This window comes from Actinoplanes sp. NPDC051851 (assembly GCF_040681165.1).
Taxonomy (GTDB): domain Bacteria; phylum Actinomycetota; class Actinomycetes; order Mycobacteriales; family Micromonosporaceae; genus Actinoplanes.
This window is the reverse complement of sequence record NZ_JBFAYF010000012.1, coordinates 66,532-91,232: the sequence shown is the minus strand read 5'-3', so window position 1 is coordinate 91,232 and position 24,701 is coordinate 66,532. Positions and strand designations below refer to the sequence as shown.

28 protein-coding genes, 1 pseudogene and 1 riboswitch are annotated in these 24,701 nt (G+C 71.3%); of the genes and pseudogenes, 11 read left to right on the top strand and 18 right to left on the bottom strand.

Annotation, left to right across the window (positions count from 1 at the left end; translation table 11 throughout):
* Window positions 1-100: 100 nt before the first annotated feature.
* Entirely contained in the window at window positions 101-1,486 is a 1,386-nt protein-coding gene (locus tag AB0M08_RS14895; protein WP_364492731.1) for an FAD-dependent monooxygenase, read from the bottom strand.
* 112 nt (window positions 1,487-1,598) lie between these two features.
* Between AB0M08_RS14895 and AB0M08_RS14890 the strand changes: the two genes are divergently transcribed.
* From AB0M08_RS14890 to AB0M08_RS14870, 5 genes are all read left to right on the top strand, one after another.
* Window positions 1,599-2,195: a TetR family transcriptional regulator gene (locus AB0M08_RS14890; protein WP_364492729.1), complete on the top strand. Its 597-nt coding sequence runs from the start codon at window positions 1,599-1,601 to the stop codon at window positions 2,193-2,195.
* Between the two features lie 274 nt (window positions 2,196-2,469).
* Window positions 2,470-3,216: a GNAT family N-acetyltransferase gene (locus AB0M08_RS14885; RefSeq protein ID WP_364492727.1), complete on the top strand. Its 747-nt coding sequence runs from the start codon at window positions 2,470-2,472 to the stop codon at window positions 3,214-3,216.
* A 215-nt stretch (window positions 3,217-3,431) separates the two neighbouring features.
* Window positions 3,432-4,166: an SDR family oxidoreductase gene (locus AB0M08_RS14880; protein ID WP_364492725.1), complete on the top strand. Its 735-nt coding sequence runs from the start codon at window positions 3,432-3,434 to the stop codon at window positions 4,164-4,166.
* A gap of 389 nt (window positions 4,167-4,555) precedes the next feature.
* On the top strand, window positions 4,556-4,807 hold the full coding sequence (locus tag AB0M08_RS14875) for a toxin HicA (RefSeq protein ID WP_364492723.1): 252 nt from the start codon (window positions 4,556-4,558) through the stop codon (window positions 4,805-4,807).
* Complete coding sequence (locus tag AB0M08_RS14870) at window positions 4,804-5,133, top strand: toxin-antitoxin system HicB family antitoxin (RefSeq protein WP_364492721.1); 330 nt, start codon at window positions 4,804-4,806, stop codon at window positions 5,131-5,133. The genes AB0M08_RS14875 and AB0M08_RS14870 overlap by 4 nt, the downstream gene beginning before the upstream one ends.
* A gap of 52 nt (window positions 5,134-5,185) precedes the next feature.
* Here the strand turns inward: AB0M08_RS14870 and AB0M08_RS14865 are convergent, their stop codons facing one another.
* The 12 genes from AB0M08_RS14865 to AB0M08_RS14810 all read right to left on the bottom strand — a co-directional run bounded on the left by AB0M08_RS14865 (window position 5,186) and on the right by AB0M08_RS14810 (window position 15,708).
* A complete protein-coding gene (locus AB0M08_RS14865; RefSeq protein ID WP_364492719.1) occupies window positions 5,186-5,875 on the bottom strand; it encodes a class I SAM-dependent methyltransferase in 690 nt (229 codons plus the stop codon).
* On the bottom strand, window positions 5,875-6,465 hold the full coding sequence (locus tag AB0M08_RS14860) for an isochorismatase family protein (RefSeq protein WP_364492717.1): 591 nt from the start codon (window positions 6,463-6,465) through the stop codon (window positions 5,875-5,877). Before AB0M08_RS14860 ends, AB0M08_RS14865 begins: the two co-directional genes overlap by 1 nt.
* Before the next feature lie 16 nt (window positions 6,466-6,481).
* Window positions 6,482-7,792, bottom strand: coding sequence for an MFS transporter (locus tag AB0M08_RS14855; protein ID WP_364492715.1), 1,311 nt, complete (start codon window positions 7,790-7,792; stop codon window positions 6,482-6,484).
* 166 nt (window positions 7,793-7,958) lie between these two features.
* Window positions 7,959-10,427 carry a phenylalanine--tRNA ligase subunit beta gene (gene pheT / locus AB0M08_RS14850; RefSeq protein ID WP_364492713.1) on the bottom strand — a complete coding sequence of 823 codons (2,469 nt, stop codon included), beginning with the start codon at window positions 10,425-10,427 and terminating at the stop codon, window positions 7,959-7,961.
* Window positions 10,428-10,431: 4 nt separating this feature from the next.
* Window positions 10,432-11,493, bottom strand: a complete 1,062-nt coding sequence (pheS, locus tag AB0M08_RS14845; protein WP_364492711.1) for a phenylalanine--tRNA ligase subunit alpha — start codon at window positions 11,491-11,493, stop codon at window positions 10,432-10,434.
* 175 nt (window positions 11,494-11,668) lie between these two features.
* The gene (locus tag AB0M08_RS14840; RefSeq protein ID WP_364492709.1) at window positions 11,669-12,442 is read right to left on the bottom strand and encodes an RNA methyltransferase; all 774 of its coding nucleotides are present in this window, start codon (window positions 12,440-12,442) and stop codon (window positions 11,669-11,671) included.
* Between the two features lie 67 nt (window positions 12,443-12,509).
* Window positions 12,510-12,902 carry a 50S ribosomal protein L20 gene (gene rplT / locus AB0M08_RS14835; RefSeq protein ID WP_122980136.1) on the bottom strand — a complete coding sequence of 131 codons (393 nt, stop codon included), beginning with the start codon at window positions 12,900-12,902 and terminating at the stop codon, window positions 12,510-12,512.
* Between the two features lie 38 nt (window positions 12,903-12,940).
* Window positions 12,941-13,135: a 50S ribosomal protein L35 gene (gene rpmI / locus AB0M08_RS14830; RefSeq protein WP_364492707.1), complete on the bottom strand. Its 195-nt coding sequence runs from the start codon at window positions 13,133-13,135 to the stop codon at window positions 12,941-12,943.
* A 57-nt stretch (window positions 13,136-13,192) separates the two neighbouring features.
* A complete protein-coding gene (gene infC / locus AB0M08_RS14825; protein ID WP_364492705.1) occupies window positions 13,193-13,801 on the bottom strand; it encodes a translation initiation factor IF-3 in 609 nt (202 codons plus the stop codon).
* Window positions 13,802-14,095: 294 nt separating this feature from the next.
* Window positions 14,096-14,554, bottom strand: a complete 459-nt coding sequence (locus tag AB0M08_RS14820; protein ID WP_364492703.1) for a PH domain-containing protein — start codon at window positions 14,552-14,554, stop codon at window positions 14,096-14,098.
* Window positions 14,555-14,559: 5 nt separating this feature from the next.
* Window positions 14,560-15,402: an ATP phosphoribosyltransferase gene (gene hisG, locus AB0M08_RS14815; protein WP_364492701.1), complete on the bottom strand. Its 843-nt coding sequence runs from the start codon at window positions 15,400-15,402 to the stop codon at window positions 14,560-14,562.
* A gap of 42 nt (window positions 15,403-15,444) precedes the next feature.
* Window positions 15,445-15,708 carry a phosphoribosyl-ATP diphosphatase gene (locus AB0M08_RS14810; protein ID WP_364492699.1) on the bottom strand — a complete coding sequence of 88 codons (264 nt, stop codon included), beginning with the start codon at window positions 15,706-15,708 and terminating at the stop codon, window positions 15,445-15,447.
* A gap of 78 nt (window positions 15,709-15,786) precedes the next feature.
* Between AB0M08_RS14810 and AB0M08_RS14805 the strand changes: the two genes are divergently transcribed.
* From AB0M08_RS14805 to AB0M08_RS14795, 3 genes are read left to right on the top strand one after another with little or no spacing between them, the layout of a single operon-like run.
* Complete coding sequence (locus AB0M08_RS14805) at window positions 15,787-16,659, top strand: ABC transporter substrate-binding protein (RefSeq protein WP_364492697.1); 873 nt, start codon at window positions 15,787-15,789, stop codon at window positions 16,657-16,659.
* Window positions 16,656-17,495, top strand: coding sequence for an amino acid ABC transporter permease (locus AB0M08_RS14800; protein ID WP_364492695.1), 840 nt, complete (start codon window positions 16,656-16,658; stop codon window positions 17,493-17,495). Before AB0M08_RS14805 ends, AB0M08_RS14800 begins: the two co-directional genes overlap by 4 nt.
* Before the next feature lies 1 nt (window position 17,496).
* Window positions 17,497-18,237 carry an amino acid ABC transporter ATP-binding protein gene (locus tag AB0M08_RS14795; RefSeq protein WP_364492693.1) on the top strand — a complete coding sequence of 247 codons (741 nt, stop codon included), beginning with the start codon at window positions 17,497-17,499 and terminating at the stop codon, window positions 18,235-18,237.
* 5 nt (window positions 18,238-18,242) lie between these two features.
* On the opposite strand, the gene ribH is transcribed toward AB0M08_RS14795, so the two are convergent.
* The 5 genes from ribH to AB0M08_RS14770 form a co-directional block, all read right to left on the bottom strand.
* Window positions 18,243-18,719, bottom strand: coding sequence for a 6,7-dimethyl-8-ribityllumazine synthase (gene ribH / locus AB0M08_RS14790; protein WP_364492691.1), 477 nt, complete (start codon window positions 18,717-18,719; stop codon window positions 18,243-18,245).
* A gap of 45 nt (window positions 18,720-18,764) precedes the next feature.
* Window positions 18,765-19,973: a bifunctional 3,4-dihydroxy-2-butanone-4-phosphate synthase/GTP cyclohydrolase II gene (locus tag AB0M08_RS14785; RefSeq protein WP_364492689.1), complete on the bottom strand. Its 1,209-nt coding sequence runs from the start codon at window positions 19,971-19,973 to the stop codon at window positions 18,765-18,767.
* Complete coding sequence (locus tag AB0M08_RS14780) at window positions 19,966-20,565, bottom strand: riboflavin synthase (RefSeq protein WP_364492687.1); 600 nt, start codon at window positions 20,563-20,565, stop codon at window positions 19,966-19,968. The genes AB0M08_RS14785 and AB0M08_RS14780 overlap by 8 nt, the downstream gene beginning before the upstream one ends.
* Before the next feature lie 24 nt (window positions 20,566-20,589).
* On the bottom strand, window positions 20,590-21,669 hold the full coding sequence (ribD, locus tag AB0M08_RS14775; RefSeq protein WP_364492686.1) for a bifunctional diaminohydroxyphosphoribosylaminopyrimidine deaminase/5-amino-6-(5-phosphoribosylamino)uracil reductase RibD: 1,080 nt from the start codon (window positions 21,667-21,669) through the stop codon (window positions 20,590-20,592).
* A gap of 193 nt (window positions 21,670-21,862) precedes the next feature.
* A riboswitch (FMN riboswitch) is annotated at window positions 21,863-22,035 on the bottom strand.
* Between the two features lie 99 nt (window positions 22,036-22,134).
* Complete coding sequence (locus tag AB0M08_RS14770; RefSeq protein WP_364492684.1) at window positions 22,135-23,313, bottom strand: aminotransferase class V-fold PLP-dependent enzyme; 1,179 nt, start codon at window positions 23,311-23,313, stop codon at window positions 22,135-22,137.
* Window positions 23,314-23,401: 88 nt separating this feature from the next.
* On the opposite strand from AB0M08_RS14770, the pseudogene AB0M08_RS14765 reads away from it, so the two are divergent.
* From AB0M08_RS14765 to AB0M08_RS14755, 3 genes and pseudogenes are all read left to right on the top strand, one after another.
* Window positions 23,402-23,557, top strand: a pseudogene (locus AB0M08_RS14765) (TetR family transcriptional regulator); the annotation flags it as partial.
* 36 nt (window positions 23,558-23,593) lie between these two features.
* Window positions 23,594-23,974: a TetR-like C-terminal domain-containing protein gene (locus AB0M08_RS14760; protein WP_364492892.1), complete on the top strand. Its 381-nt coding sequence runs from the start codon at window positions 23,594-23,596 to the stop codon at window positions 23,972-23,974.
* Window positions 23,971-24,636 carry a lysophospholipid acyltransferase family protein gene (locus tag AB0M08_RS14755; protein ID WP_364492682.1) on the top strand — a complete coding sequence of 222 codons (666 nt, stop codon included), beginning with the start codon at window positions 23,971-23,973 and terminating at the stop codon, window positions 24,634-24,636. Before AB0M08_RS14760 ends, AB0M08_RS14755 begins: the two co-directional genes overlap by 4 nt.
* The last annotated feature ends 65 nt before the right edge of the window (window positions 24,637-24,701 follow it).

The window sequence follows — 24,701 nt, the reverse complement described above, 5'->3', positions numbered from 1 at the left end:
GGCTCCCCCCTCTGTCGTCCGCCGGAAGTCCTGCCGGGGAACGGGCGGTTCGCCGGGAAGCGGGAAGGTCTGCCGGAGGAGACGTACGAACGGGCGAACCCTAGCGCTCGCCTCCGACAAAACGCGCCACGGCCGCCTCGGCGCCGGAGACCGGGCCCCGCCACGCCACGTAGCCGTCCGGCCGGATCAGGGTCGCCGCCGTGCTGTCCGCCTTTTGAGCGGTCACGGTGAGGCGGTCGGCGTACCCGAAAGGACGGGGTGACGGGGTGAGAAGCACGAACCTGGACCCACGCAGCGCCTCGTAGAGGCGGCCGCCGTCGCGGAGGGTGACGTCGGCGGCGCGCGGTGACCCGGGGTATCCGATGCCGATGCCGGAGACGGTGCCGGTGGCGCGGCGCTGGAGCGCGGGGACCGCCATCAGCGCGGAGCCGATCAGGTCGCGGGCCAGGCGAGCCGCGCGGGAACGGATCTTGGCGAGACGGATCAGGGCGCCGCTGGTCCGCAGCACCAGGGCGCCGACCGGGTGGCGCTCGGTCTGGTACGTGTCGAGCAGGCCCGCCGGTCCCCAGCCGCCGATCGTCGCGATCAGCTTCCAGGAGAGGTTGGCGGCGTCCTGGAGTCCGGTGTTCATCCCCTGCCCGCCGGCCGGTGAGTGCACGTGGGCGGCGTCCCCGGCGAGGAACACCCGGCCGGAACGGTACGCGGGCACCTGGCGCTCGTCGCTGTGGAAGCGGGAGAGGAAGCGCGCCTCGGTGATCCCGAAGTCGGTGCCGAGGGCACGGCGGGTGACCGCACGGACCTCCTCGAGGGTGACGGGCTCGGTGTCGGGGACCTCACGGTGACGGTCCCACGCGAAGATCCGGTACCAGCCGTCACCGAACGGGGCGACGAAGGCGAGGGCGTCGCCGACCGCGTTGACCGCCAGCACGTCGGCGGGCGGGTGCTCCAGCCGCACGTCGGCGAGCATGATCGAGGTGAGCACGGCCACGCCGGGGAAGGGCAGGCCGAGCGCGCCCCGGACCGCGCTGTGCACGCCGTCGGCGCCGACCACCCAGTCCGCTGTCCGTTCCTGATCACCGAAGGCCAGGGTGACCCGGCTCGCGTCCTGACGCAGGCCGGTGAGCTCCGCGCCGCGGACCACGGTCGCGCCGGCCTTCCGCGCGCGCTCCTCGAGGATGCGCTCCACGTGGTACTGCGGGGTGATCAGCAGGTACGGGAAGCGGGTCGGCAGCCGCCCGAGGTCCAGGCGGATCCGGTCGAAGAGGCGCAGCCGGTCGATCGTCCGCCCGGTGCCGACGAGCTCCTCGGCGAGGCCCCGGGCGTCGAGCATCTCCAGTGTGCGGGCGTGCACGCCGAACGCCCGGGTCAGGTTGGACGCGTCGGTCCGGCGCTCGAAAACGGTCACGTCCACGCCGGCGTCCGCGAGGTCACCGGCGAGCAGGAGGCCGGTGGGCCCGGCGCCGACGATCGCCACGGTGGTGTGCATGTCTCCACTCTCCCCAGCTCGTTTGTCAACGCTTGTTGGCAAAACCATAGGCACGTCGGGAAGATCAGGTCAACAGTTGTTGGCCAACAGTTGTTGACATATGCTGAACACCATGACCGCCGCACGCCGATCCGACGGCACCCGGGCCGCGATCCTCACCGCCGCGCGGGAGCGGTTCGCCGCCGACGGGTTCGAACGGGCCACCATCCGGGCCATCGCCGCCGACGCGAACATCGACCCGTCCCTGGTCATGCGCTACTACGGCAACAAGGAGAAGCTCTTCGCCGCGGCCGCCGAGTTCGACCTGCGGCTGCCCGACCTGACCGCGCTGCCACCCGAGCGGATCGGCGCGGTGCTGGTCGAGCACTTCCTGGAGCGCTGGGCCGGCGACGAGACGCTGCTCGCGCTGATCCGCGCCGCGGTCAGCCACGAGGCCGCCGCCGAGCGGATGCGCGAGGTCTTCGCGACCCAGGTCGGGCCGGTCGCCGCCCGCCTCGCGCCCGATCCGGCGACCGCCGCCGTCCGGGCCGGGCTGGTCGCGACGCAGATGCTGGGCTTCGCGCTGTGCCGGTTCGTGCTGCGGGTGCCACCGGTGGTCGCCCTCGACCGGGCCGAGGCGGTCGCCTGGCTGGCACCGACCGTGCAGCGCTACCTCCTGGGCGAGGCGCCCACCGTCCCGATCGATCCTCCGGCCGACTTTGCACATTGACGCCCGTGGAGACGTGGGCCAAGGTGGATCACGGACGCGGCCGCACAGACCGCGTCGGCGCGGGCCGCGCAGGCGGCCGGCCCGCGCCGGCGCCGGCCACCGATTGACTCACCGCCCGCCGCATGACAGGGTCATGAGATCACCGAGCCCTCCGGGGCTCCACGCTTTTCGAAAGAGTGACGCCAATGATCACCGCGGTCTCCAGCGGCCGTTGCCGCTAAACGCTGCACTTTTCTTGGCATTCGCACCATCTTTCGAAAGGCATCACCTCACCATGGATCTGCGCATCCAGCGCTCCGTCGTGTCCAACCTCCGCTCCCGCCCGCAGGCCGTCGAGGTCGGCCCGTTCGTGCTCGGGCTGGACGAGAGCACCGACAGTCCGTTCATCAACTACGCGACGCCGCTGCCCGGCGTCACCGTCACCGCCGCCGACGTGACCGATCTGGTCACGGCCTTCGGCAACCGCAAACCCCGTCTCGAGTACGTTGTGAGCAGTAGCCCCGAGCTGGAGCCCCTGCTCCTCGACGCCGGTTTCGCCGTCGAGGTCCGCAATCAGTACCTGGTCTGCACGCCGTCGACCCTGACCACCCCGGAGAGCCCGGCCGGTTTCGACCTGTTCGAGCCGGACACCGACGCCGACCTGGCCGGCATGATCGGCGCGCAGAACGTGGCGTTCGGCGGCGAGGACTCCGCGACCCCGGCCGACCTCGACCGGATGCGCCGCAACCGGGCCCGCGGCGCGGTCGCCGTGGCCGCCGTCACCACCGACCGCACGCGCTACGCGGGTGGTGGCACCGCGGTCGCCCCGCACGACGGGGTGAGCGAGGTGGCCGGCATCGCGGTCCGCCCGGAGTTCCGCCGCCGCGGCCTGGCCGGCGCGATCACCGCCGCCGTCACCCGCCGCCTCTTCGGCCAGGGGGTCGACCTGGCCTGGCTGGAGGCCTCCGGCGACGACTCGTGGCGCGTCTACGAGCGCATCGGCTACGCCCCGGCGGGCCAGCGCCTCTACATCTCGCGGTAGCCGACATCCCCGCCGGCCGGCGACCCGGCCGGCGGGACACCGCCGGGTCGGCGCTCCGGGCTGGTCCCGGCCGGGCCACGAGCCGGCCGGGGGAAGGCGCGTGGGCGTGGCTGTCACGCATCGGCCCGGAACGTCGTTGCGCGCTGCCGCCCTCCTGACGTCATCCACGGGAAGCGATACTGACGGTCACCCGGCGGAAGCGATACCGTGCGCGGGTGGGGATCAAGGGGAGCGCCCTGGTGACCGGGGCGTCGCGAGGACTCGGCGCACACATCGCCCGGCGGCTGGCCGCCGACGGCTGGCCGGTCGCGGTCAACTATCACGCGGAAGCGGCGGGCGCGAAGCGGGTCGCGGCCGGCATCGTCGCCGCCGGCGGCCGGGCGGTCGCCCTGCACGGCGACGTCACCGACGAGTTCGACGTACGGCGGCTGGTCGCCACCACGGCCGAACGGCTGGGCCCGGTGCAGGTCGTCGTCGCCAACGCCACCGGCCCACAACCGGTCTCCCCGGCCGAGCTGGTCAGCTGGCAGGACCACCTGGACCAGCTGGAGTTCTTCGTGAAGAGCCCGACGCTGCTGCTCCAGGCGACCCTGGCCGGCATGCGCGAGCTGGGCGGCGGCCGCTTCATCCACATCGGCTCGGACTCGCTCCGGCGCGCCTTCCCTGGGACGTCGGCGTACAACGCGGCGAAGGGGGCGCAGCTCGCGCTCGCCCGCACCTGGGCACGCGAGTTCGGCCGCCACGGCATCACCGTCAACGTGGTGTCCCCCGGCTGGATCCCGGTGGAGCGGCACGGCGAGGTCGACGCCCCGGAGTACGTCGCGGACGTAGCTCTGCGCCGGATGGGCACCCCGGAGGAGGTCGCGGACGTGGTCGCGTTCGTGGCTTCCGACGCCTCCCGTTTCATCACCGGCGAACAGCTCACCGTCAACGGCGGCCACCACGGTTAGCCGGTAGCAGGCGCAACAGGCGCTCGGCGCCCGACTCCGTGAGATCCGCAGAGACGCCGGACTTACGGGGCGGGCGCCGGCTACTGCGACGGGTCAGCACTACACCAGGGTGAGCAAGGAGGTGAACAGTGGAACGCCTCCGTGAGGCGCCCCGGTACCAGCGGCGATCTCCTCGGCCGGTACACGCCCAAGACGAGGCGGTGAAGGCCATCGTGACCGCCTGGGACGCCGGCGTTGCGCTCCCGAACGGATGCCGGGCTGGACGGCACCACCGCGCCCACCGTATTCGGTGGCAAGCCGCGAAGCGGCGCGGCAGCTACGCCTTGGCCGCTCACCCCGCCCAGATTTGTAGTATCACCGGCGATACTAAACGGAGTATCGTGAGAGGTGTGGCGGACAGGCTGGCGAAAATCTTGGCGGAGATGCGCCGGAACCCGAACAACGTCCGGTTCGCGGATCTGTTGTTCGGGTTCCGGCATTACTTCGGGGAACCACGATCGCAAGGCACATCGCACTACGTGTTCAAGATGCCGTGGCCCGGCGACCCCCGGGTCAACATCCAGGACAAGGGCGGCAAGGCAAAGCCTTACCAGGTCAAGCAGGTGCTGACCGCGATCGAGAAACTGGGGGAGCGATCGTGAGCGTGGCGGACCACTACACCTACCGGGTCCACTGGTCGGCGGAAGACGATGAATACGTCGGCACCGTCGCCGAGTTGCCGTCCGTCTCCTGGCTCGCTGAGGACCGGATGGAGGCCTTCATCGGTGTCCAACGCGTCGCCGAGGAGATCGTCGCCGACATGGAAGCCTCCGGCGAAACCCCGCCCGTGGCCATCGCCGACCGCCACTACTCCGGCAAGTTCCAGGTCCGCGTACCCGAAGAGGTCCACCGTCGGCTGGCCATCCGGGCCGCCGAGCAGGGCGTCTCCTTGAATGCACTGGCCTCCTCGCGCCTGGCCGGCGCCTGAAGGTTCTGCGGTGATCACGGACCCCGGCGGCAACCACTGAGCAACGGATCGCTTAAAGCGGTTTCGCCGCTGCCCAGGTGTGGTCGGCGGTGAGATAGCGGGGTTGAGACAGGCCGGCCGTGTTCAGTACCTCCTCGAAGGCGGGTGTGGAGAGGGGGCGGGAGCGGAACTGCTGGGTCCAGGTGGCGTCGGGGAAGGTGTACTCGACGTGGACGGTGTGGATGCCCTCGTCGTCGGGGGTGCTGTGCAGGACGCGGGCGGTGCCGTCGCCGAGTGGGGACGACCGGGGGACCCGGGTGTGCCAGTCGGTGCCCTCGCGCTGGATCAGCACCACGCCGGACGGGGCGACGTGGCGGCGGCAGGTCGCCAGCAGTGCGCGGCGGACGGCCGGGTCGGGGGCGTGCACCAGGAACGACGAGAGGAGCACCACGTCGAAGCGGGTGGGCAGGTCGAGGTCCTCGATCGGTGAGCAGACCGGCGTCGCGGCAGCGCCCAGACGGTCCAGCATGGCGGGTGACTCGTCGACCGCTGTCACGGCGTACCCGAGAAAGGAGAGTGGGCGGGTCACCCGGCCGGCGCCGCAACCGAGCTCGAGAAGGGTGGCCGGCGGCGGAACCGCCGCCGCGATGATCTCCGGCTCCCGGCCGGGTGGGATGCGTGAGTAGAGATCGACCGCGCAACCGTCGGGGGTGAACGTGCCCGGTCCCGTTCCGGAGTACCCGGGCCGATGCCGTGTCGTCATCACCCCAGGCTATCGAGGAGCGTCAGGATCTCGGCGGTGGTGCCGAGCTCGCCCAGGCGGGGGAAGATCCGGGTGAGGCTGTTGTGGTGGGCGTCGGGGTCGATGTCGGTCATCGCGTCGGTGGCGAGGGTGACGTGGTAGCCGTGCTCGTACGCGGCGCGGGCGGTGGACTCGACGCCGATGCTGGTGGCGATGCCGGTGAGGACGATCTGGGTGACGCCGCGGCGGCGGAGCTGGAGGTCGAGGTCGGTGCCGTAGAAGGCGCCCCAGTTGCGCTTGGTGACGATGATGTCGCCGGCACCGCGGATCTCGGCGGTGATCTCTTCCGGGTCGGGTGCGGAAGCCACGGGTGCGGGCGGTGCCGGGCGCGGGCCGACCGGGCGGCCGGGTGGCATGTCGGCACCGTCCGGGGCGAAGGCGACCCGGACCAGGACCACCGGGAGGCCGTGGGTGCGGAACGCGGTCGCCAGCTCGGCGGTGCGCGCGACCACCTCGGCGGCCGGGAGCGGGGTGACCGGACGGGCGAGGATGCGGTGCTGGAGGTCGATCACCACGAGGGCGGTCGTCGGGTCGATCGTGGAGAGGGGCATGCGGGAGTGCCTTTCGTCAGGAGGAGGCGGACCGGGAGAGGGAACGGTCGGCGGCGATCAGGAGCAGGAGCGCGGTCGCGACCGCGAGCAGGAAGAGGGTGAAGTGGTGCAGGCCGGTGGCGCCGGCCGCGCCGTGCCGGAAGAAGACGCCGTACGCCGCGGAGGCGACCATCGCGCCCAGGTAGTTGAAGGTGCGGAGCAGGCCCGCGGAGGCGCCGATCCGGGCCGGGTCGGCCTGGTGGTACAGCGCGTTCTGGTTGGCCAGGGTGTGCAGGCCCTGCGGGAGGCCACAGATCACCGCGATCAGGAGCAGCAGCCAGATCGGGCTCCGCGCGTCCGACCGGAGCATCAGCAGACCGGCGGCGACCTGGGCGACCGCGCCGGTCAGCAGCTTGCCGCGGACCCCGGGGCTGCGGCCGGCCAGCGCGGCGGCGCCGATCGCGACCACCGACATCGGCATCAGGATCAGGCCGGTGTGCGAGGCGCTCAGGCCCCGGCCCGCCTCCAGCCACTGGGTGAAGCCGTAGAGGATCGCGTAGCCGACGGTCTGGGCGAGCAGGGTGCGCGCGTACGTGGCGATCAGCGGCGCGTTGCCGCCGAAGACCCGCAGGTCGATGAAGGGGTCGGCGGTACGCAGCTCGCGGAGCGCGAAGGCGGCGCCGAGCAGGACGGCGAGCCCGGCCGGCCAGAGGCGCGGGACCGCCGGGTCCATCAGGAAGATCATCAGCACGGTGAGCATCCCGGCGAAGAGGCCGATGCCGAGCAGATCGAATCCGGTCGTGGCCGGGGCCGCCGGCGTGCGGGGCAGGCGCCGCAGGCCGAGGATCAGGCAGGCGGCGGCGAGCGGGACGTTGACGGCGAGGATGGTGCGCCAGCCACCCGCGCCGATCAGCAGGCCGCCGAACGTGGGGCCGATCACCACGATGGTCTGCGCGGAGACGGTGAGCAGGGTGAGCACGCCGGCGGGGCGGTCCGTGCCGGTGCGCTCGGCCTCCCGGCGGACCAGGTACATCGCGGCGGGATAGCCCGCGCAGGTACCGAAGCCGAGCAGGACCCGGGCCGCGATCAGCACGCCGAGCGAGGGGGCGAGCGCGCCGATCATCCCGGCGACGCCGACCATGCCGGTGCCGATCAGGTAGAGGGGGCGCGGGCCGAACCGGTCGACGAGCCGGCCGACCACCGGCTGCCCGGTCGCGGTGGCCAGGTAGAGCGCGGAGACCAGCCAGGCGGTCTCGGCCGGGACCGCACCGAACGCGGCACCGATCGGGACCAGGGCCACCGCGATCATCGACGAGTTGACCGGGTTGAGGACGGCGCCGAGCACCATCGGCGCGATCAGCCGCCGGTCGAACCCGCGGTCACCGGCCTCGCCGCGACGGACATGACCATGACGCCCACGCTAAGTTCGTCCGCCCGGACCGGCCAGACGGGGTGGGGCAGGACACAACGAAGGCCGGGCCACTCACGGTGGCCCGGCCTTCGTCCGGGAGTGATCAGGCGCCGCGCAGGGTCGCTCCGTGGCGCGAGGTGGTGAGCGCGACCGCGGCGTCGCGCGCGGCGATCGTCTCCTCCGAGGTCAGCGTCCGGTCCGGGGCGCGGAACGTCAGCTTGTACGCCAGCGACCGCTTCCCCTCGCCCAGCTGCTCGGACTCGTACACGTCGAAGAGCGCGACCGACTCCAGCAGCTCGCCGGCGCCCTCGGCGAGCGCGTCGAGCACCTCGCCGGCCGGAACCTTCCGGTCCAGGACCAGCGCGACGTCGATCAGCGCCGGCGGGAACGTGGAGATCCGGCGGGCCTCGACGACCGGGCGGGCCGGGAGCAGGTCGAGGTCGATCTCCAGCGCGCTGGTGCGCTTCGGCAGGTCGAGAGCGGAGAGCACGGCGGGGTGCAGCTCGCCCGCGTACCCGACCCCGACGCCGTCGACCAGGATCGCGGCGCAGCGGCCCGGGTGCCACGGTGCGTACTCGGCGGCGCGTACCGAGACCCGGCCGTCCTGCACGCCCGCGGCGCTGACCGCGACGCGGGCGGTCTCGATCGCGTCCGCCCAGCCGGCGGCGCGGCCCGCGCCCCACCAGCCGGCCGGTTCGGCGTCGCCGGCCAGCACCGCGGCGAGGTGCCACGGCTGGTCCGGGACGATCGCGTTGGCCCGCGCCCACTCCTCGTCGGTGGGGCGCCGGTCGACGCCGAGCACCGGCGGGGCGGCCGCGGTCAGGCGCGGCAGGAAGACGGTGCCGGTCTCGAAGAGCGCGACGTCCCGGTGCCCACGGCCCAGGTTGCGCTTGAGCGTGGTCAGCAGCGGGCCGATCAGCGCGGTCCGGAGCTGCGGCTCCTCCTCGGAGAGCGGGTTGGTCAGGCGTACGGCGCTGCGGCGCGCGTCGTCCGCCGCGAGGCCGAGCAGGTCCGGGGCGGACGGCGACTCGAACGGGTACGAGATGACCTCGACGTACCCGTTCTCGGCGAGCGCCCGGCCGATCGAGCGCCGCGCCCGCTGGGCCGGGGTGAGCCCGTTGCTGGCACCGGCCGGCGGGAGCACGCTCGGGATCTCGTTGTAGCCGCCGAGCCGGGCGACCTCCTCGACCAGGTCGATCGGGGTGAGCAGGTCGGGACGCCAGCTCGGCGGGAGGACCTCGTCGCCGGTGACCGTGCAGCCGACCGTGGTCAGCAGCTCGGCGACCCGCTCCGCGGAGTAGGGCAGGCCGATGATCCGCGACGGCAGGTCCGCGGGGAGCGTGACCGGCCGCGGCGCGACCACGTGGTCGATGTCCAGGATCCGCTCGTCGACCTCGCCGCCGGCGTGCTCGGTGAGGATCTCGACGGCGCGCTGCAGGGCGACCAGGGCCAGCTGCGGGTCGACGCCCCGCTCCCAGCGCTTGGCGGCCTCGCTGAAGAGCTTGTGACGGCGGGCCGTACGGCCGACCATCACGGCGTCCCAGTGCGCCGCCTCCAGCAGCACGTCGACCGTGCCCTGCTGCCACTCGCTGGTCTCGCCGCCCATCACGGCGGCGAGCGAGATCGGGCCGGTCTCGTCGCAGATCACCATGTCCTCGGCGTCGAGCGCGCGGGCCACACCGTCCAGGGTGGTCAGCTTCTCGCCCTGCCGGGCCCGGCGCACGACCAGGCCGCCGCGGAGCGACGCGAGGTCGAAGACGTGCATCGGCTGACCGAGCTCGATCATCAGGTAGTTGGTGATGTCGACGGGCAGCGAGATAACCCGGATGCCGGCCGCGACCAGGCGGCGCTGCATCCACTCGGGCGACTGCGCGTCCGGGTTCACGCCGCGCACCACGCGGGCCGCGAACCGGTCACACCCGACGGTGTCCTCGACGGTGAGCGGATACGGCGACTCGGCCGTGGCACCCGGCGCCGGGATGCCGGCCGGGTCGGTGAAGGCCACACCGAAGTGGGTGGCGAGCTCCCGGGCCATGCCCCGGACGCTCATCTCGTAGCCCCGGTCCGGGGTGATCTCGACCTCGACCAGCACGTCGTCGAGGCCGACCACCGGCCGGGCGTCCGTGCCGGGGGTCGCGGTGCCCTCAGGGAGCACGATGATGCCCGAGTGGTCGCCGGAGAGCCCGAGCTCGGCCGCCGAGCAGATCATGCCGTGCGAGTTGCGCCCGTACGTCTTCCGCGCACCGATCTTGAACCCGCCCGGCAGCTCGCCGCCGGGCAGGATGACCACGACGAGGTCGCCCTCGGCGAAGTTCCGCGCCCCGCAGACGATCTCCTGCGGCGCCTCGCGGCCCACGTCGACGGTGCAGAACCGGATCGGCTTCTTGAAACCGGTCAGCTCCTCGACGGTCAGCACCCGGCCGACGACCAGGTCGCCGAGGATGGTGCCGGCCTGGTCGACGATCGACTCGACCTCCATGCCGAGGTCGGTCAGCGCCTGGTCGAGCCGGGCGACGGTGAGGTCGGCGGGCAGGCCGGCGTACTCGCGCAGCCACGACAGTGACGTCTTCATCGGATCAGGCCTCCATTCCGAAGTTCGTGGTGAAGCGCACGTCGCCCTCGACCATGTCGCGCATGTCGCTCACGCCGTTGCGGAACATCAGGGTCCGCTCGACGCCCATGCCGAAGGCGAATCCGGAGTACCGCTCGGGGTCGATGCCGCAGGCGGTGAGCACCCGCGGGTTGACCATGCCGCAGCCACCCCACTCGACCCAGCGCGGGCCGTCGCGGTGCTGGGCGAACCAGACGTCGAACTCGGCGGACGGCTCGGTGAACGGGAAGTAGTGCGGCCGCCAGCGGGTCTTCGCGTCCGGGCCGAACATCGACCGGGCGAAGTGGTCGAGCGTGCCGCGCAGGTGGGCCATCGTGATGCCCTCGTCGATGACCAGGCCCTCGATCTGGTGGAAGACCGGGCTGTGCGTGGCGTCCAGCTCGTCGGTCCGGTACGCCCGCCCGGGGCTGACCACGTAGATCGGCGGCGTCCGGGTGAGCATGCTGCGCACCTGGCCGGGCGAGGTGTGCGTCCGCATCACCAGGCCGGGCAGGTCCACGAAGAACGTGTCGGAGGCGCCGCGCACCGGGTTGTCCGGGCCGATGTTGAGCGCGTCGAAGTTGGCCCACTCCAGCTCCAGCTGGGGACCGTCGACGATGTCGTAGCCCATGCCGCCGAAGACGTCGCCCATGTGCTCCATCAGCGTGGTCAGCGGGTGCCGGGCGCCGCGCGGCCGGCGGGCCCAGGGCAGGGTGACGTCGACCCGCTCCTCGACCAGCACCCGGGCGGCACGGTCGGCCTCCAGCTCGGCCTGGCGGGCGTCGTAGGCACCCTGGACGGCCTGGCGGGCCACGTTGACACGCTTGCCGGCGTCGGACTTCGCGGCCGGGGGCAGCGAGCCGATCTCCCGGCGGGCCAGCGACACCGGCGAGCGGTCGCCGAGGTGCGCGGGCTTCAGGGCGACGAGCGCGTCGAGGTCACCGGCCTGCGCGAACGCCTTCTCGGCGTCGGCGACCGCGGCCTCGAGAGCCTCGGGCGCGAGCAGGGCGGCCTGCTTCGGATCGTACGGATCGTTGCGGTAAGACATGGTCGGGCGAACTCCCTCACACCGGATGAGCCATCGGGCAGTGTACGGAGGCACGGCTGAGCCGCAGCCCGCCGGTCACGGGGAGTCGCGCAGGAGTGTGTCAGATCCGGCGCCCGCGACCAGCGGGCCGGATAAACAGTCCCCTCAGACCTGACATGCGGCCCAGCTTACCTGCTCAGCGATGCGCGCGGGCACTCGCATATAGGCAGACGGCAGCGGCGGCGGCCAGGTTGAGGCTCTCCGCACCGCCGTAGATCGGCACCCGGACCCGGCGGTCGGCGGCCGACAGCAGCTCGTCCGGAAGGCCGTGCGCCTCGGAGCCGAAGAGCCAGGCGGTCGGCTCGTCCAGCAGACCGCCGTCGAGCAGCGAGTCCACGTCGTCCTCGCCGGTGCCGCTGGTGGCGAGCGTCTGCAGTCCGGCCGCCTGCAGCAGATCCAGGACGTCGAGCGGGGCGCGGACCACGTCCACGTGGAAGAGCGAGCCGGCCGACGCCCGGACGCACTTGCCGTTGTACGGGTCGACCGCGTCGCCCGCGAAGATCACCGCACCGGCGCCGGCGGCGTCCGCCGTACGCAGGACGGTCCCGGCGTTGCCCGGGTCGCGGATCTCGGCGACCACCGCGACCAGCCGGGGCTGCTTCGCCAGGGCCTCGCCGAGCGAGACGTCGACCCGCTCGCAGACGGCGACCAGGCCCTGCGGGTGCACGGTCTCGGTGAGCGCGGCCAGCGCGTCGTCGGTGACCGGCGAGACCTCGGGCGCCAGGGCGGTGAGGTCAGCGTACCGGTCCAGGCCGGACGGGGTGCCGAAGAGCTCCAGCACGGCACCGGCGGCGAGGGCCTCACGGACGGCCTGCGGCCCCTCGGCGAGGAAGCGGCCGGACTGGTCCCGGTCCTTGCGGCGCTGCAGCCGCCGGGCCGCGACGATTCTGGGGGTACGCGGTGTGAACATGGGCTCCGGTTTCGGGGGCAAAGGAAACGCCCCCCGAGTGTTCGGGGGGCGTTCCGTACGCGAGAACTCAGGCAGCCTGAGCGGCGGCGCCGCCGGTGCCCTCGGCCGCGACGGCCGCGCGGGCGATCTCGACGATCGCCGCGAAGGCGGCGGCGTCGTTGACCGCGAGGTCGGCCAGGATCTTGCGGTCGACCTCCACCTCGGCCAGCTTCAGGCCCTGGATGAGGCGGTTGTAGGTCAGGCCGTTGGCCCGGGCCGCGGCGTTGATACGCGTGATCCACAGCTGGCGGAAGTCGCCCTTGCGGTCACGACGGTCACGGTACGAGTACTGCATCGAGTGCAGCACCTGCTCCTTGGCCTTGCGGTACAGGCGGGAGCGCTGACCGCGGTAACCACTCGCGGTCTCGAGCAGGGTGCGGCGCTTCTTCTGGGCGTTTACCGCCCGCTTGACGCGTGCCATTTCAAGTACTCCTTACAGGGGAACGTGTCAGGCGCGCGTCAGCGGCCCAGAAGCTTCTTCACTCGCGCGGTGTCGGCCTTGGCCACCGTGACAGTGCCGGTCATCCGGCGGGTAACCTTGGAGGACTTGTGCTCCAGGAGGTGACGCTTACCGGCCTGCTCGGTGACGAGCTTTCCCTTGCCGGTGACCTTCACCCGCTTACCCATGCCGGTGTGGCTCTTCATCTTCGGCACTTGTAACGCCTCTTTCTGATCTTTCCTCGCGCCCGGGGAGCGCTACGGAAAAGCTGACTACTCTACGGTGGTCTCGGCCGGTTCGGCCGACGGAACCTCGGTGCCGTCGCCCTCGCGCGGCTCACGAGCGGGCTTGGCACCCGCGGCGACCGCAGCGACCGCGGCTGCCTTGGTGGCCCGGTGGGGGGCCAGCACCATGATCATGTTCCGGCCGTCCTGCTTGGGACTGGCCTCCACGAAGCCGAGCTCGGAGATCTCCTCGCTGAGCCGGCGGAGAAGCCGGAAGCCCAGCTCGGGGCGGCTCTGCTCACGGCCGCGGAACATGATCGTCACCTTGACCTTGTCGCCCGCCTTGAGGAACCGCACCACGTGACCCTTTTTGGTCTCGTAGTCGTGCGGGTCGATCTTCGGACGGAGCTTCATCTCCTTGATGACGGTCTGCTGCTGGTTGCGCCGAGCTTCGCGGGCCTTGAGTGCGCTCTCGTACTTGAACTTGCCGAAGTCCATGAGCTTGCACACCGGCGGCCGCGCCATCGGAGCAACCTCGACCAGGTCCAGGTCTACATCCGCGGCCAGCTGGAGAGCGCGCTCGAGCGGCACGATGCCGACCTGCTCACCCTCCGGACCGACCAGGCGGACCTCACGAGCCCGGATCTGTTCGTTCACGCGTGGTTCGACGCTGATGGGGCCTCCTCAGAACGTACCTACTCTGCCAATGTCGGTCGGCCCCGGTCACCGTCCCGCAGATCTTGGGACAGCCCGGGAAAGCAGAAGGCCCCAGCGCATGCCGGGGCCCGCTCGACCGGTCATCGGCGTCCATACGGAGGACGCGCCCCAAGCAGGAAATATTCCCTGATCAGGTGACCGGACCCGGCTGCTGAACAGCTCGGGTGGGAGCCGGCGGGCTCCTCTTTCGCGCCGTACTCGAGGCACGGCGTGGTCGACTTCCCGGTCAGTCTATCAGGCCGTACCGGAGGCCGAATGCAAGGCCCGCAGCGTACGGACTCCGTCGACCGCGTAGTCCTTGTCGACCGCCTGGAGCGCGTGGATCGGCACCTGATCGTCGTTGGCCAGCTCCAGGTGCGCCCAGGCCGAGTTCCGGTCGAAGCGCACCGCCCGGACCACGTCCCAGGGCAGGTCGTACCCGCCGATCACGTTGCGCACGTGGACGCCCGCCTCGTCGGCGATCACCCGCGGCCGGCAGAACGTCAGGATGCCCAGCCCGATCAGGATGCCCAGCCCGATCATCGCGGCCTGGTCGCCCCGCTGGAAGCTGCCGGAGCCGACCTGTCCCGCGTTCTCGAAACCGGCCTGCCCGTGCAGCCCGAAGCTGAGCACGGTGAAGAAGATCGCCACACCGGCGGCGATCGGCGCCGCCACCCAGCGGATCCGCTTGGGGCGGTAGATCACGTCAGCCATTGTCATCACAGCCTGCAGTTGGCGATGTCCGTCACCAGGATGGCACGGGCACCGAGGTCGTACAGCTCGTCCATCACACGGTGCACCTCGGAGCGCTGGACCATCGCCTGGACGGCGACCCAGCCCTCGCGGTGCAGCGGGGAGACCGTCGGCGACTCGATGCCGGGGGTCAGCCCGGTGGCCTGGTCGAGCAGGTCCGCGCGTACGTCATAGGCCAGCATCACGAAGTTGCGCGCGACCAGCACGCCGTGCAGGCGCCGCAGCAGCTGGGCGGCGCCCGCGGGCGCCTCGACCTCGCGACCGATCAGGATGGCCGAGGAGCGCATCAGCGGCTCGCCCAGGGTGACCAGGCCGGCCTGGCGCAGCGTGGCACCGGTCTCCACCACGTCGGCGATCAGGTCGGCGACGCCGAGGCGGACCGCGTTCTCCACCGCGCCGTCCAGCCGGACCACGTCCGCCTTCAGTTCGTGCTCGGCCAGGTAGCGACCGACCACCCCGGGGTACGCGGTGGCGATCCGCTTGCCGCCGATCTGGTCCACCGAGGTCAGCGTGCCGGCCGGAACCGCCCAGCGGAACGTGGCGCCGCCGAAGTTCAGGTCGAGCAGTTCGGACGCCGGGACGCCGGAGTCGGCGAGCAGGTCCCGGCCGGTGATACCGAGATCCAGATCACCCGTCCCGACATAGGTCGCGATGTCCTTGGGGCGCAGGTAGAAGAACTCGACCTTGTTGGCCTCGTCACGGCAGATCAGATCTTTGGGGTCGGTCCGCTGCCGGTAACCGGCGTCCCGCAACATCTGTGACGCCGGGGCGGAGAGGGTTCCCTTGTTCGGAATGGCGATACGCAGCATCGACGTGCTCCTTCGTTCTCGTTCGACGGGTGGGAGGGCACGTCAGAGATGTCGGTAAACGTCCTCGAGCTTCAGACCGGAGGCGATCATCAGGCATTGTGCCTGGTAGAACAGCTGGGAGATCTCCTCAGCGGTGCGCTCGGGGCCCTCGTGCTCGGCCGCCATCCACGACTCGGCCGCCTCCTCGACGACCTTCTTGCCGATGAAGTGGACCCCCTTGTCGAGCGCCGCGACGGTGCCCGAGCCGGGAGCCCGTTCCGCCGCCTTGCTTTGCAACTCGGCAAACAGTTCTTCGAACGTCTTCACGGGAGTTGATTCTGGCAGCTCATCACGTTCTGACGACGAAGGCCCCCACTCACTGGGACGTCTTCTAAGCTGCCCGGCATGACCACCCGTTTCACCTACCTCCTCACCGGCGGCGCCGTCCTCGCGCTCGCCACGCTCACGGCCTGCGCGCCGGCTGACGACGACACCACCAGCTCGAGCGCCTCCCCGTCCGCCTCGTCCGCCACGTGCGACCCGGCGAGTCTCAGCACCCTGACCGCCGGCAAGCTCACGATCGGCACCGACAACCCGGCGTACGAGCCGTGGTTCAAGGACAACAAGCCGGCGAACGGCGAGGGCTTCGAGTCCGCGGTGGCGTACCGGGTGGCCGAGCGGCTGGGCTACTCCAAGGAGAACGTGGTCTGGACCTCGGTGACGTTCAACAACGCGATCGCCCCGGGTGCGAAGAAGTACGACATCGACCTCAACCAGTTCTCCATCACCGACGAGCGCAAGCAGGCCGTCGACTTCTCCTCGCCGTACTACCTGGTCCGGCAGACGGTGATCACCACCAAGGGCTCGAAGATCGCGAACGCGAAGACGCTCGCGGAGCTGGCCGGCGCGAAGCTCGGCGCCCAGGTCGGCACCACCAGCTACTCCGCGATCACCGACGTGATCAAGCCCACCGAGAAGCCGTCGGTCTTCAACAGCAACGACGACGCCAAGGCCGCGCTGCAGAACGGCACCATCGACGGCCTCGTGGTCGACCTGCCGACCGCGTTCTACATGACCGCCGCTGATCTCGACGACGGCGTCATCGTTGGTCAGCTTCCGCAGGTCGGGGTGCCCGAGCAGTTCGGTATCGTGCTGGACAAGGGCTCGTCGCTGACCGGTTGTGTCAGCCAGGCCGTGGACAGTCTGCGCCAGGACGGCTCCCTCGCGGAGCTGGAGAAGACCTGGCTCTCCGAAGCCGGAGCACCCGAACTCTCGTGACCCACGCACCAAGTCCGCGGCAGCGGGAGCGGTTCGCCTACCGTCGCCGGCAGGCGATCCGCTCGGTCCTGCTCGCCGCGCTCTCCACCGCCGTCCTCGGCACGCTGCTGGCCGTCGGTATCACCGGTGCACCGGGCTGGGACCGCGTCAAACAGTCCTTCTTCGCCTGGGACAAGGCCGTCGAGTACCTGCCGGACATCCTCGACGGGCTCTGGCTCAACCTGAAGCTGCTGGTCGTCTGCGCCACGGCGGCCCTCGCCCTGGGACTGCTGGTCGCGGTCCTGCGCACCCTGCGAGGTCCGGTCTTCTTCCCGGTACGGGCCGTCGCGACCGGTTACACGTACGCCCTGCGCGGCATGCCCCTGATCATCGTGATCTACCTGTTCGCCTTCGGCATCCCCGGGCTCCGCCTACAGGGCACGCCGGACGTGCTGGTGCTGGGCGGCGCGGCGATCGTGATCACGTACGGCGCGTACCTCGCCGAGGTGTTCCGGGCCGGCATCGAGTCGGTGCACCCGAGCCAGATCGCCGCCGCCCGCTCACTCGGGCTCAGTTACCGCCAGGCGATGCGGCACGTGGTGCTGCCCCAGGCCGTCCGCCGGGTGGCCCCGCCGCTGCTGAACGACACGGTGGCCCTGCAGAAGGACGTCGGCCTGATCTCCCTGGCCGGGCCGATCGACGCGATCCGGGCCGCCCAGATCGGCGTCGCCCAGGACGCCAACTTCACCCCGTACATCGTCGCCGGGGTGCTCTTCGTCCTGCTCGCCCTGCCGCTGATCGGGATCACCGACTGGGTGACCCTGCGCGCGGCCCGCCGCCAGAACGCGGGGACGTGACGTGGTTCTCTCCTGTAGGAACGTCCGCAAGAGCTTCGGCGGCAACGTGGTCCTCGACGACCTCAGCCTGGACGTCGGCGAGCACGAGGTGGTGGCCCTGATCGGCGCCTCCGGCTCGGGCAAGTCGACGCTGCTGCGCTGTGTGAACCTGCTCGCCGAGATCGACGACGGAACGATCCACCTGGACGGCGAGGAGATCACCGATCCCAGGATCAACCCGGATCTGGTACGCCAGAAGATCGGGCTGGTCTTCCAGTCGTACAACCTCTTCCCGCACATGACCGTGCTGGAGAACATCACGCTCGCGCCGGTCCGCGTACACAAGAGGAAGAAGGACGAAGCGCAAGCACAGGCGATGCAGTGGCTGGAGCGGGTCGGTCTGGCGGCGAAAGCCGGCAGTTACCCGGACCGGCTCTCCGGGGGCCAGCAGCAGCGGGTGGCGATCGTGCGCGCGCTGGTGAACAACCCGCGGGTGCTGCTGCTCGACGAGGTCACCTCGGCGCTCGACCCGGAGCTGGTCGGCGAGGTGCTCACGATGATCCGGGACCTCAAGGGCGAGGGCATGACCATGGTGCTGGCGACCCACGAGATGGGCTTCGCCAAGCAGGTCGCCGACCGGGTCGCCTTCCTGGAGGCCGGCCGGGTCCTCGAACAGGGGCCGCCCGAGCAGGTGCTGGGCGACCCCGTCGAGGCACGCACGCGCCAGTTCCTGGCGCGGATCATCGAGGCCGGGCGGCTCTAGGCGGCCTAACCCTTCTCGATCTCACGGATGGCGAGCGCGGCGTCCAGGACGGCGACCGTGCTCTGCCATCCCTTGTCCTCGATCGAGTCCTCCAGACCGGCGCGGTCCCGGGCCTGGCCCAGGCTCTGCACGGTGAGCACGCCGTGCGCGACCGGGGTCTTCTCGTCCAGCGAGACCCGGGTCAGGCCGGCCGTGACGGCGTCGCAGACGTACTCGAAGTGCTGGGTCTCGCCCTTGATCACGACGCCGAGCGCCACCACCGCGTCGCAGCGCCGGGTCAGCGCCTGCGCCACGATCGGCAACTCCACCGAGCCGGCCACCCGGGCGACGTAGACGTCGGTGACCCCGCACGCCTCGGCGGCCGCCTGGGCCCGCTCGATCATGTGGTCGACCAGGTCGTTGTGCCAGCGCGAGCCGACGATGCCGAGCCGCAGCCCCGCGGCGTCGACCGTCTCCATGTGCGGATCACCAAAGCCGGCCATAAAGATCCCCCTTTTTCATCATCTTCCCGCGCATCACCGCGACGATCAGCCCAACGCCTCGAAGAGGTGGCCCATCCGGTCCCGCTTGGTCCGCAGGTAGTGCACGTTCTCCGGGTGCAGCCGGACCGGCAGCGCCTCGCGGCCGGTGACCCGCAGGCCGTAGCCCTCCAGCCCGGCGCGCTTGGCCGGGTTGTTGGTGAGCAGGCGCATCGAGCGCACCCCGAGGTCGTAGAGGATCTGCGCGCCGGTGCCGTAGTCCCGCGCGTCGGCGGGCAGGCCCAGCTCCAGGTTCGCGTCGACGGTGTCGAACCCGCGGTCCTGCAGCTGGTACGCCTGCAGCTTGTGCAGCAGCCCGATCCCGCGCCCCTCGTGCCCGCGCATGTAGAGCACCACCCCGCGCCCGGCCGCGGCCACCCGTTCCAGGGCGGCGTCCAGCTGCGGTCCGCAGTCGCAGCGCTTGGAGCCGAAGACGTCCCCGGTCAGGCACTCCGAGTGCACCCGGACCAGCACGTCCTCGCCGTCGCCCAGTTCGCCGTAGACCAGCGCCACGTGTTCGCCCTGGTCGGCCTCGGTGCGGTAGCCGACCGCGGTGAAGACGCCGTGCTCGGTCGGCATGCTGGTCTCCACCACCCGCTCGACCTGCCGGCCGTCCCGGTCGCGCTGGTACGCCACCAGGTCGGCGATGGTGATCAGGACGAGGTCGTGCTCGGCCGCGAACCTCTCCAGGTCGGGGCGGCGCTGCATGGTGCCGTCGTCGTTGACCATCTCGCAGAGCGTGCCGGACGGGCTGCACCCGGCCAGCACCGCCAGGTCGACCGCGGCCTCGGTGTGGCCCGGACGGCGCAGCACCCCACCGTTCTTGGCCCGCAGCGGCACGATGTGGCCGGGCCGGTTGAGGTCACCGGGCTCGGTAGACGCCGCGCCGAGCAGGCCGATGGTGCGGGCCCGGTCGGCGGCCGAGATGCCGGTGGTCCCGCCGACCCGGGCGTCCACGGTCACCGTGTACGCCGTCTTGAAGTTGTCCTCGTTCGTCGCGACCATCGGCGGCAGGTGCAACCGGTCGGCCTCGGCCTCGGTGATCGCCACGCAGATGTAGCCCGACGTGTAGCGGACCATGAACGCGACCAGCTCCGGCGTGGCGAGCTCGGAGGCGAAGATCAGGTCGCCCTCGTTCTCCCGGTCCTCGTCGTCCACCACGATCACCGGCCGGCCGGCCTTGATCTCGGCGATCGCGCGCTCGATGCTCTCAGACATTGCGGCTCCCCAGCATCTTCTCCACGTACTTGGCGATCACGTCGACCTCGAGGTTGACCGGTTCGCCGACGGCCTTGCTCCCCAGCACGGTGTGCTGGGAGGTGGCCGGGATCATCCCGACCGAGAACGTGTCCTCGGTGACCGCCATCACGGTCAGCGACACCCCGTCCACGGTGATCGAGCCCTTCTCGACCACGTACTTCGCCAGCTCGGCGGGGAGCGTGAAGGTCACCACCTCCCACTGGTCGGCCGGTTCGCGCCCGGCGACCGTCGCCACCCCGTCCACGTGCCCCTGCACCAGGTGGCCGCCGAGACGGCTGCCGAGCGCGGCGGCCCGCTCCAGGTTCACGTTGCTGCCGGTCGTCAGATTCCCGAGCGACGAGCGGCGCAGCGTCTCACCCATGACATCGGCGGTGAAGACCCCGCCGACGTTGTCGATCACGGTGAGACAGACGCCGTTGACGGAGATCGAGTCGCCGTCGCGCGCGTCCGAGGTGACCAGTGGCCCCTTGATCGCGATGACGGCCGAGTCCTCTGCCCCCTCGGTCAGGCGGACGACCTCACCGAGTTCTTCGACGATGCCGGTGAACATGGGGATATGTCCCTTCATTCCGTTTTAAGGGTGGCGGGTGGGGTGGTCGGATGGCTCTTTGGACCGGAGCGTGGCGGTGAAGCGCAGGTCGCCCCCGATCTGCGCGATGTCGGTGAAGTCCAGTTCCAGGGCGTCGGCGATGGTGCCGACCCCCGCGTCCAGCAGGGCGGCGCGGCCCGCGCCCAACAGCTTCGGCGCGACGTATCCGATCACCCGATCGACCAGTCCGGCCGCGAGGAAGGCCCCGGCCAGGGTGGGACCGCCCTCCAGCAGCACGTTGCGCACGCCGCGGGCGAAGAGCTCGGTGAGCATGGTGGAAAGGTCGACGCGCCCGTCCGGTCCGGGTCCGGTCGCGTCCGCGGTGACGATCCAGGTGGGTGCCGCGGCGTCTCGCACGCGTGCGCTTTCCGGGGTACGCCCGCAGGAGTCGACCACGACGCGAAGCGGTTGGGTGATCGCCAGCGAGTTGTCGCGGAGGTCCCTGACGGTGAGCTGCGGGTCGTCGGCGAGCACGGTGCCCACCCCGGCGACGATCGCGTCCACCGTGCTCCGCAGCACGTGCACGTCGGAGCGGGATTCGGCCGAGCTGATCCACTGGCTGGTGCCGTCCACGGCGGCCGAGCGCCCGTCCAGCGTCGCGGCGAACTTCCAGGTCACGTAGGGGCGGCCGCGCCGGACGGCGGTCAGCCAGGCGATGTTGCCCAGCTCCGCCTCGGGACGGCGTACCCCGGTCTCCACCGGGATGCCGGCCGCCCGCAGCCGGGCGGCGCCGCCCGCGGCCACCGGGGTCGGGTCGTCGACGGCGATCACCACGCGGCGGACCCCGGCGGCGATCAGCGCGTCCGAGCAGGGGCCGGTGCGCCCGGTGTGGTTGCAGGGCTCCAGGGTGACCACGCAGGTGCCGCCCCGGGCCAGCTCACCGGCCTGGGCGAGGGCGACGATCTCGGCGTGCGGGCCGCCCGCGTAGGCGTGGAAGCCCTCGCCGACCACCTCGCCCCCGGCGTCGAGCAGCAGGCAGCCGACGACCGGGTTGGGGCTGGTCGTGCCGAGTCCCCGGGCGGCCAGCGCGATCGCGCGGCGCATCGCCTCGTCCTCGGTCACCATCTCCGGCTCGTCCTCTCACGCGCTTCTGCGCCGCACACGATCGCTCGTGGGCGGTCCGGTCTGCGCGTGATCCCTCACGCGCGGCCTGGTCACGCGCGTCGAGAGAGTGGGAGAACGCCAGGAATCGGGCACACGGGTACGCTTCGCGCACCCCGGTTGGGCAGCGCCCATGAGGGCACACCCGTCCGATTCCGCGCGCTGTCTCCCATCCGGACTGTCTGAACGGGCATACGCCCGTTCAACCGTCGGCCCCGGAGTCTCACCAGGTCCACCGGATCGTCATGGTCGACGTCCGGGTCGCGGGCTTACCGATGCGAGCATCGGATCACCGCCGGTTCGGAATCTCACCGAGTCCCGCCAGCGCGTGGTGGGTTACCCACGAGTCTTGCACTGATTCTTCGTTTTGCCACCCCGCGGGCGAGGGATCTCACAACCGTTTACCAGTACGCCGGTGTTAAGCCTTGGTCACAGCGACCGCAGCGCCGCGACCAGGGCTGCGGCGTGCTGGAGCTCGTCCTCGGTGTTGTAGTAGTGCGGCGAGAAGCGGACCAGCGGCGGCAGACCCCGGTTCTCGGTGTCGAACTGGGTGTGCGCCGGCGTGGTGACCGTGACGTTGACGCCGGACTCGGCGAGCCGGGCGACCACCCGCTCGGCGGGCATCCCGTCGACCGTCGCCGTGACGATCGCGCAGTGCTCCCGGCCCAGGTCGCGAATGGTCACCCCGGGGATGTCGTCCAGCTCGCCGCGCATCCGGTCGCCGAGCTCCAGGGTCTGCTTGCCGATCTCGTCGATGCCCAGTTCCAGGGCCTGCCGGACGGCGGCGCCGAGACCCAGCACGGCCGCGTAGTTGAGCTCCCAGGTGGCGAACCGCCGGGCGCCGGGCGCCCAGTCGAAGCCCCGGCCGCCGTCCCACACCCCCGACTCGATCTCCACGGCACCCGGGTCGAGGCTCTCCAGGAGGGAGTCGCGTACCCAGAGGAAGCCGGTGCCACGCGGCCCGCGCAGGAACTTGCGCCCGGTGCCGCAGAGGAAGTCGCAGCCGATCTCGCCGACGTCGACCGGGAACTGGCCGACCGACTGGGTGGCGTCCAGGAGATACGGCACCCCGGCGGCGTTCGCGATCCGGCCCACCTCGGCGGCCGGGTTGACCAGGCCGCCAGCGGTCGGCACGTGGGTCAGGCCGATCAGCCGGGTCCGCTCGTCGATCAGGCCGGCCAGCGCGAACGTGTCGATCTGGCCGTACTCGTCGTCGGGGACCACCACGACCTCGGCACCGGAGCGGCGTACGGCGTGCAGATAGGAGAGGACGTTGCTGCCGTACTCGTTGCGCCCGGTGAGGATCCGGTCGCCCGGCTTCAGCGGGAGCGAATGGAAGGCGGCCTGCCACGCGTGGGTGGCGTTGTCGAAGAGCGCGATCTCCCCGGCGCGGCCGCCGAGCAGCCGGGCGAGTCCGGAGTAGACCTCGGCGACCCGGCCCCGGGCGGCGTCGGCGGCCTCGTAGCCGCCGATCTCGGCCTCGGCACGGAGATGCGCCGTGATCGCGTCCAGTGTGGGCCGCGACATCAGGGCCGCACCCGCGTTGTTGAGGTGGAGCCGGAACTTGCAGCCCGGCGTGAGCTCCCGGAGCGCCTCGACGTCCATCATCTCCGCACGATCTCACGCGCGCCATACCCCGGGCGAGAGCCGCGTCCGCGTGGTAGACAGTGTCTACGGACCCTGGTAGACAGTGTCTATGGCCTCTGACGACGACTTACGCGATCGACTAGTACGCGTAGGCGCCGCATTGCTGCGTACGGAAAGTCCGGGCGCCCTCTCACTCCGTGAGATCGCACGCCGCGCCGGTGTCTCACACGGCGCGCCGCGGCGGCATTTCCCCACGCACCTGTCGTTACTCTCGGCCATCGCGAGATCCGGCTTCGCCGACTTGTCCGAGAGGATTTCCGGGGCCCTGAACGCCGCTCCGGACACCCCGCGCGAGCGCATCGCGGCACTCTCCCGGGCGTATCTGAGCTTCGCCACCACCGAGCGGGGCATGTTCGAGCTGATGTTCCGGCACGATCTGCTCCGCAGCGACTACCTCGGCCTCCGGGACGCGGCCCTGCCGCTCTTCCGTCTCCTGGTCGGGCTGGTCGCCGCCGCCTCGCCCGAACCCTCGCCCCAGGTCGTCGCGGGGGCGATCTGGGCCGGGCTGCACGGCACCGCACAGCTCTGGAACTGGGGCAGCCTGACCCTGGCCACCGGAGCGACCGACCCGGCCCCGTTCGTCGACGCCCTGCTCACCGCCCACCTCGGAAGGCAGCCGTGACCGCATCCCCGCCGCTCTACAACTTCGCCGACCACACCCTCGGCAAGAGCCTGCGCACCTTCTGGCCGCTCACCGTCACCGGCCTGGAGAACATCCCGTCCGACACCGGTGCGATCCTCTGCTCGAACCATCTCACCGTCGCGGACCAGCTCTTCATCGGCATCACCGCGCGGCGGCACGTCACCTTCTGGGCCAAGGCGGAGTACTTCTCCGCCCCCGGCCTGCGCGGGTGGCTCAACCGCACGGTGGTCAACGGCATGGGCTCCATCCCGGTGGAGCGCGCCGGCGGGCGGGCGGTGCTGGCCGCCTTCGACGCAGCCGTGCCGATCCTGCGCGGCGGCGGCCTGGTCGCGGTCTTCCCGGAGGGCACCCGCTCGCCGGACGGCCGCCTCTACCGGGGCCGCACCGGGGCCGTCCGGCTGGCCGCCCAGGCCGGGGTCCCGATCGTCCCGGTCGGCATCACCGGCACCGACCGGATCCGGCCCCGCGGGTCCCGGTTCGCCCGGCCGCACCCGATCAGCCTCTCGTTCGCGCCGCCGATGCCGGTCAAGGTCGAGTCCCCGGCCGACGCCCGCGTGCTCACCGACGAGCTGCTCAGCGTGATCCAGTCCCTGACCGGCCAGGAGTACGTCGGCGAGTACGCCCCGCCGCGCAAGCGCTGACCGTCGCGGTTTCCGGCTGGTGCTCAGGGGTGCCTCAAAGCCCGCGAGGCACCCCTGAGCACCAG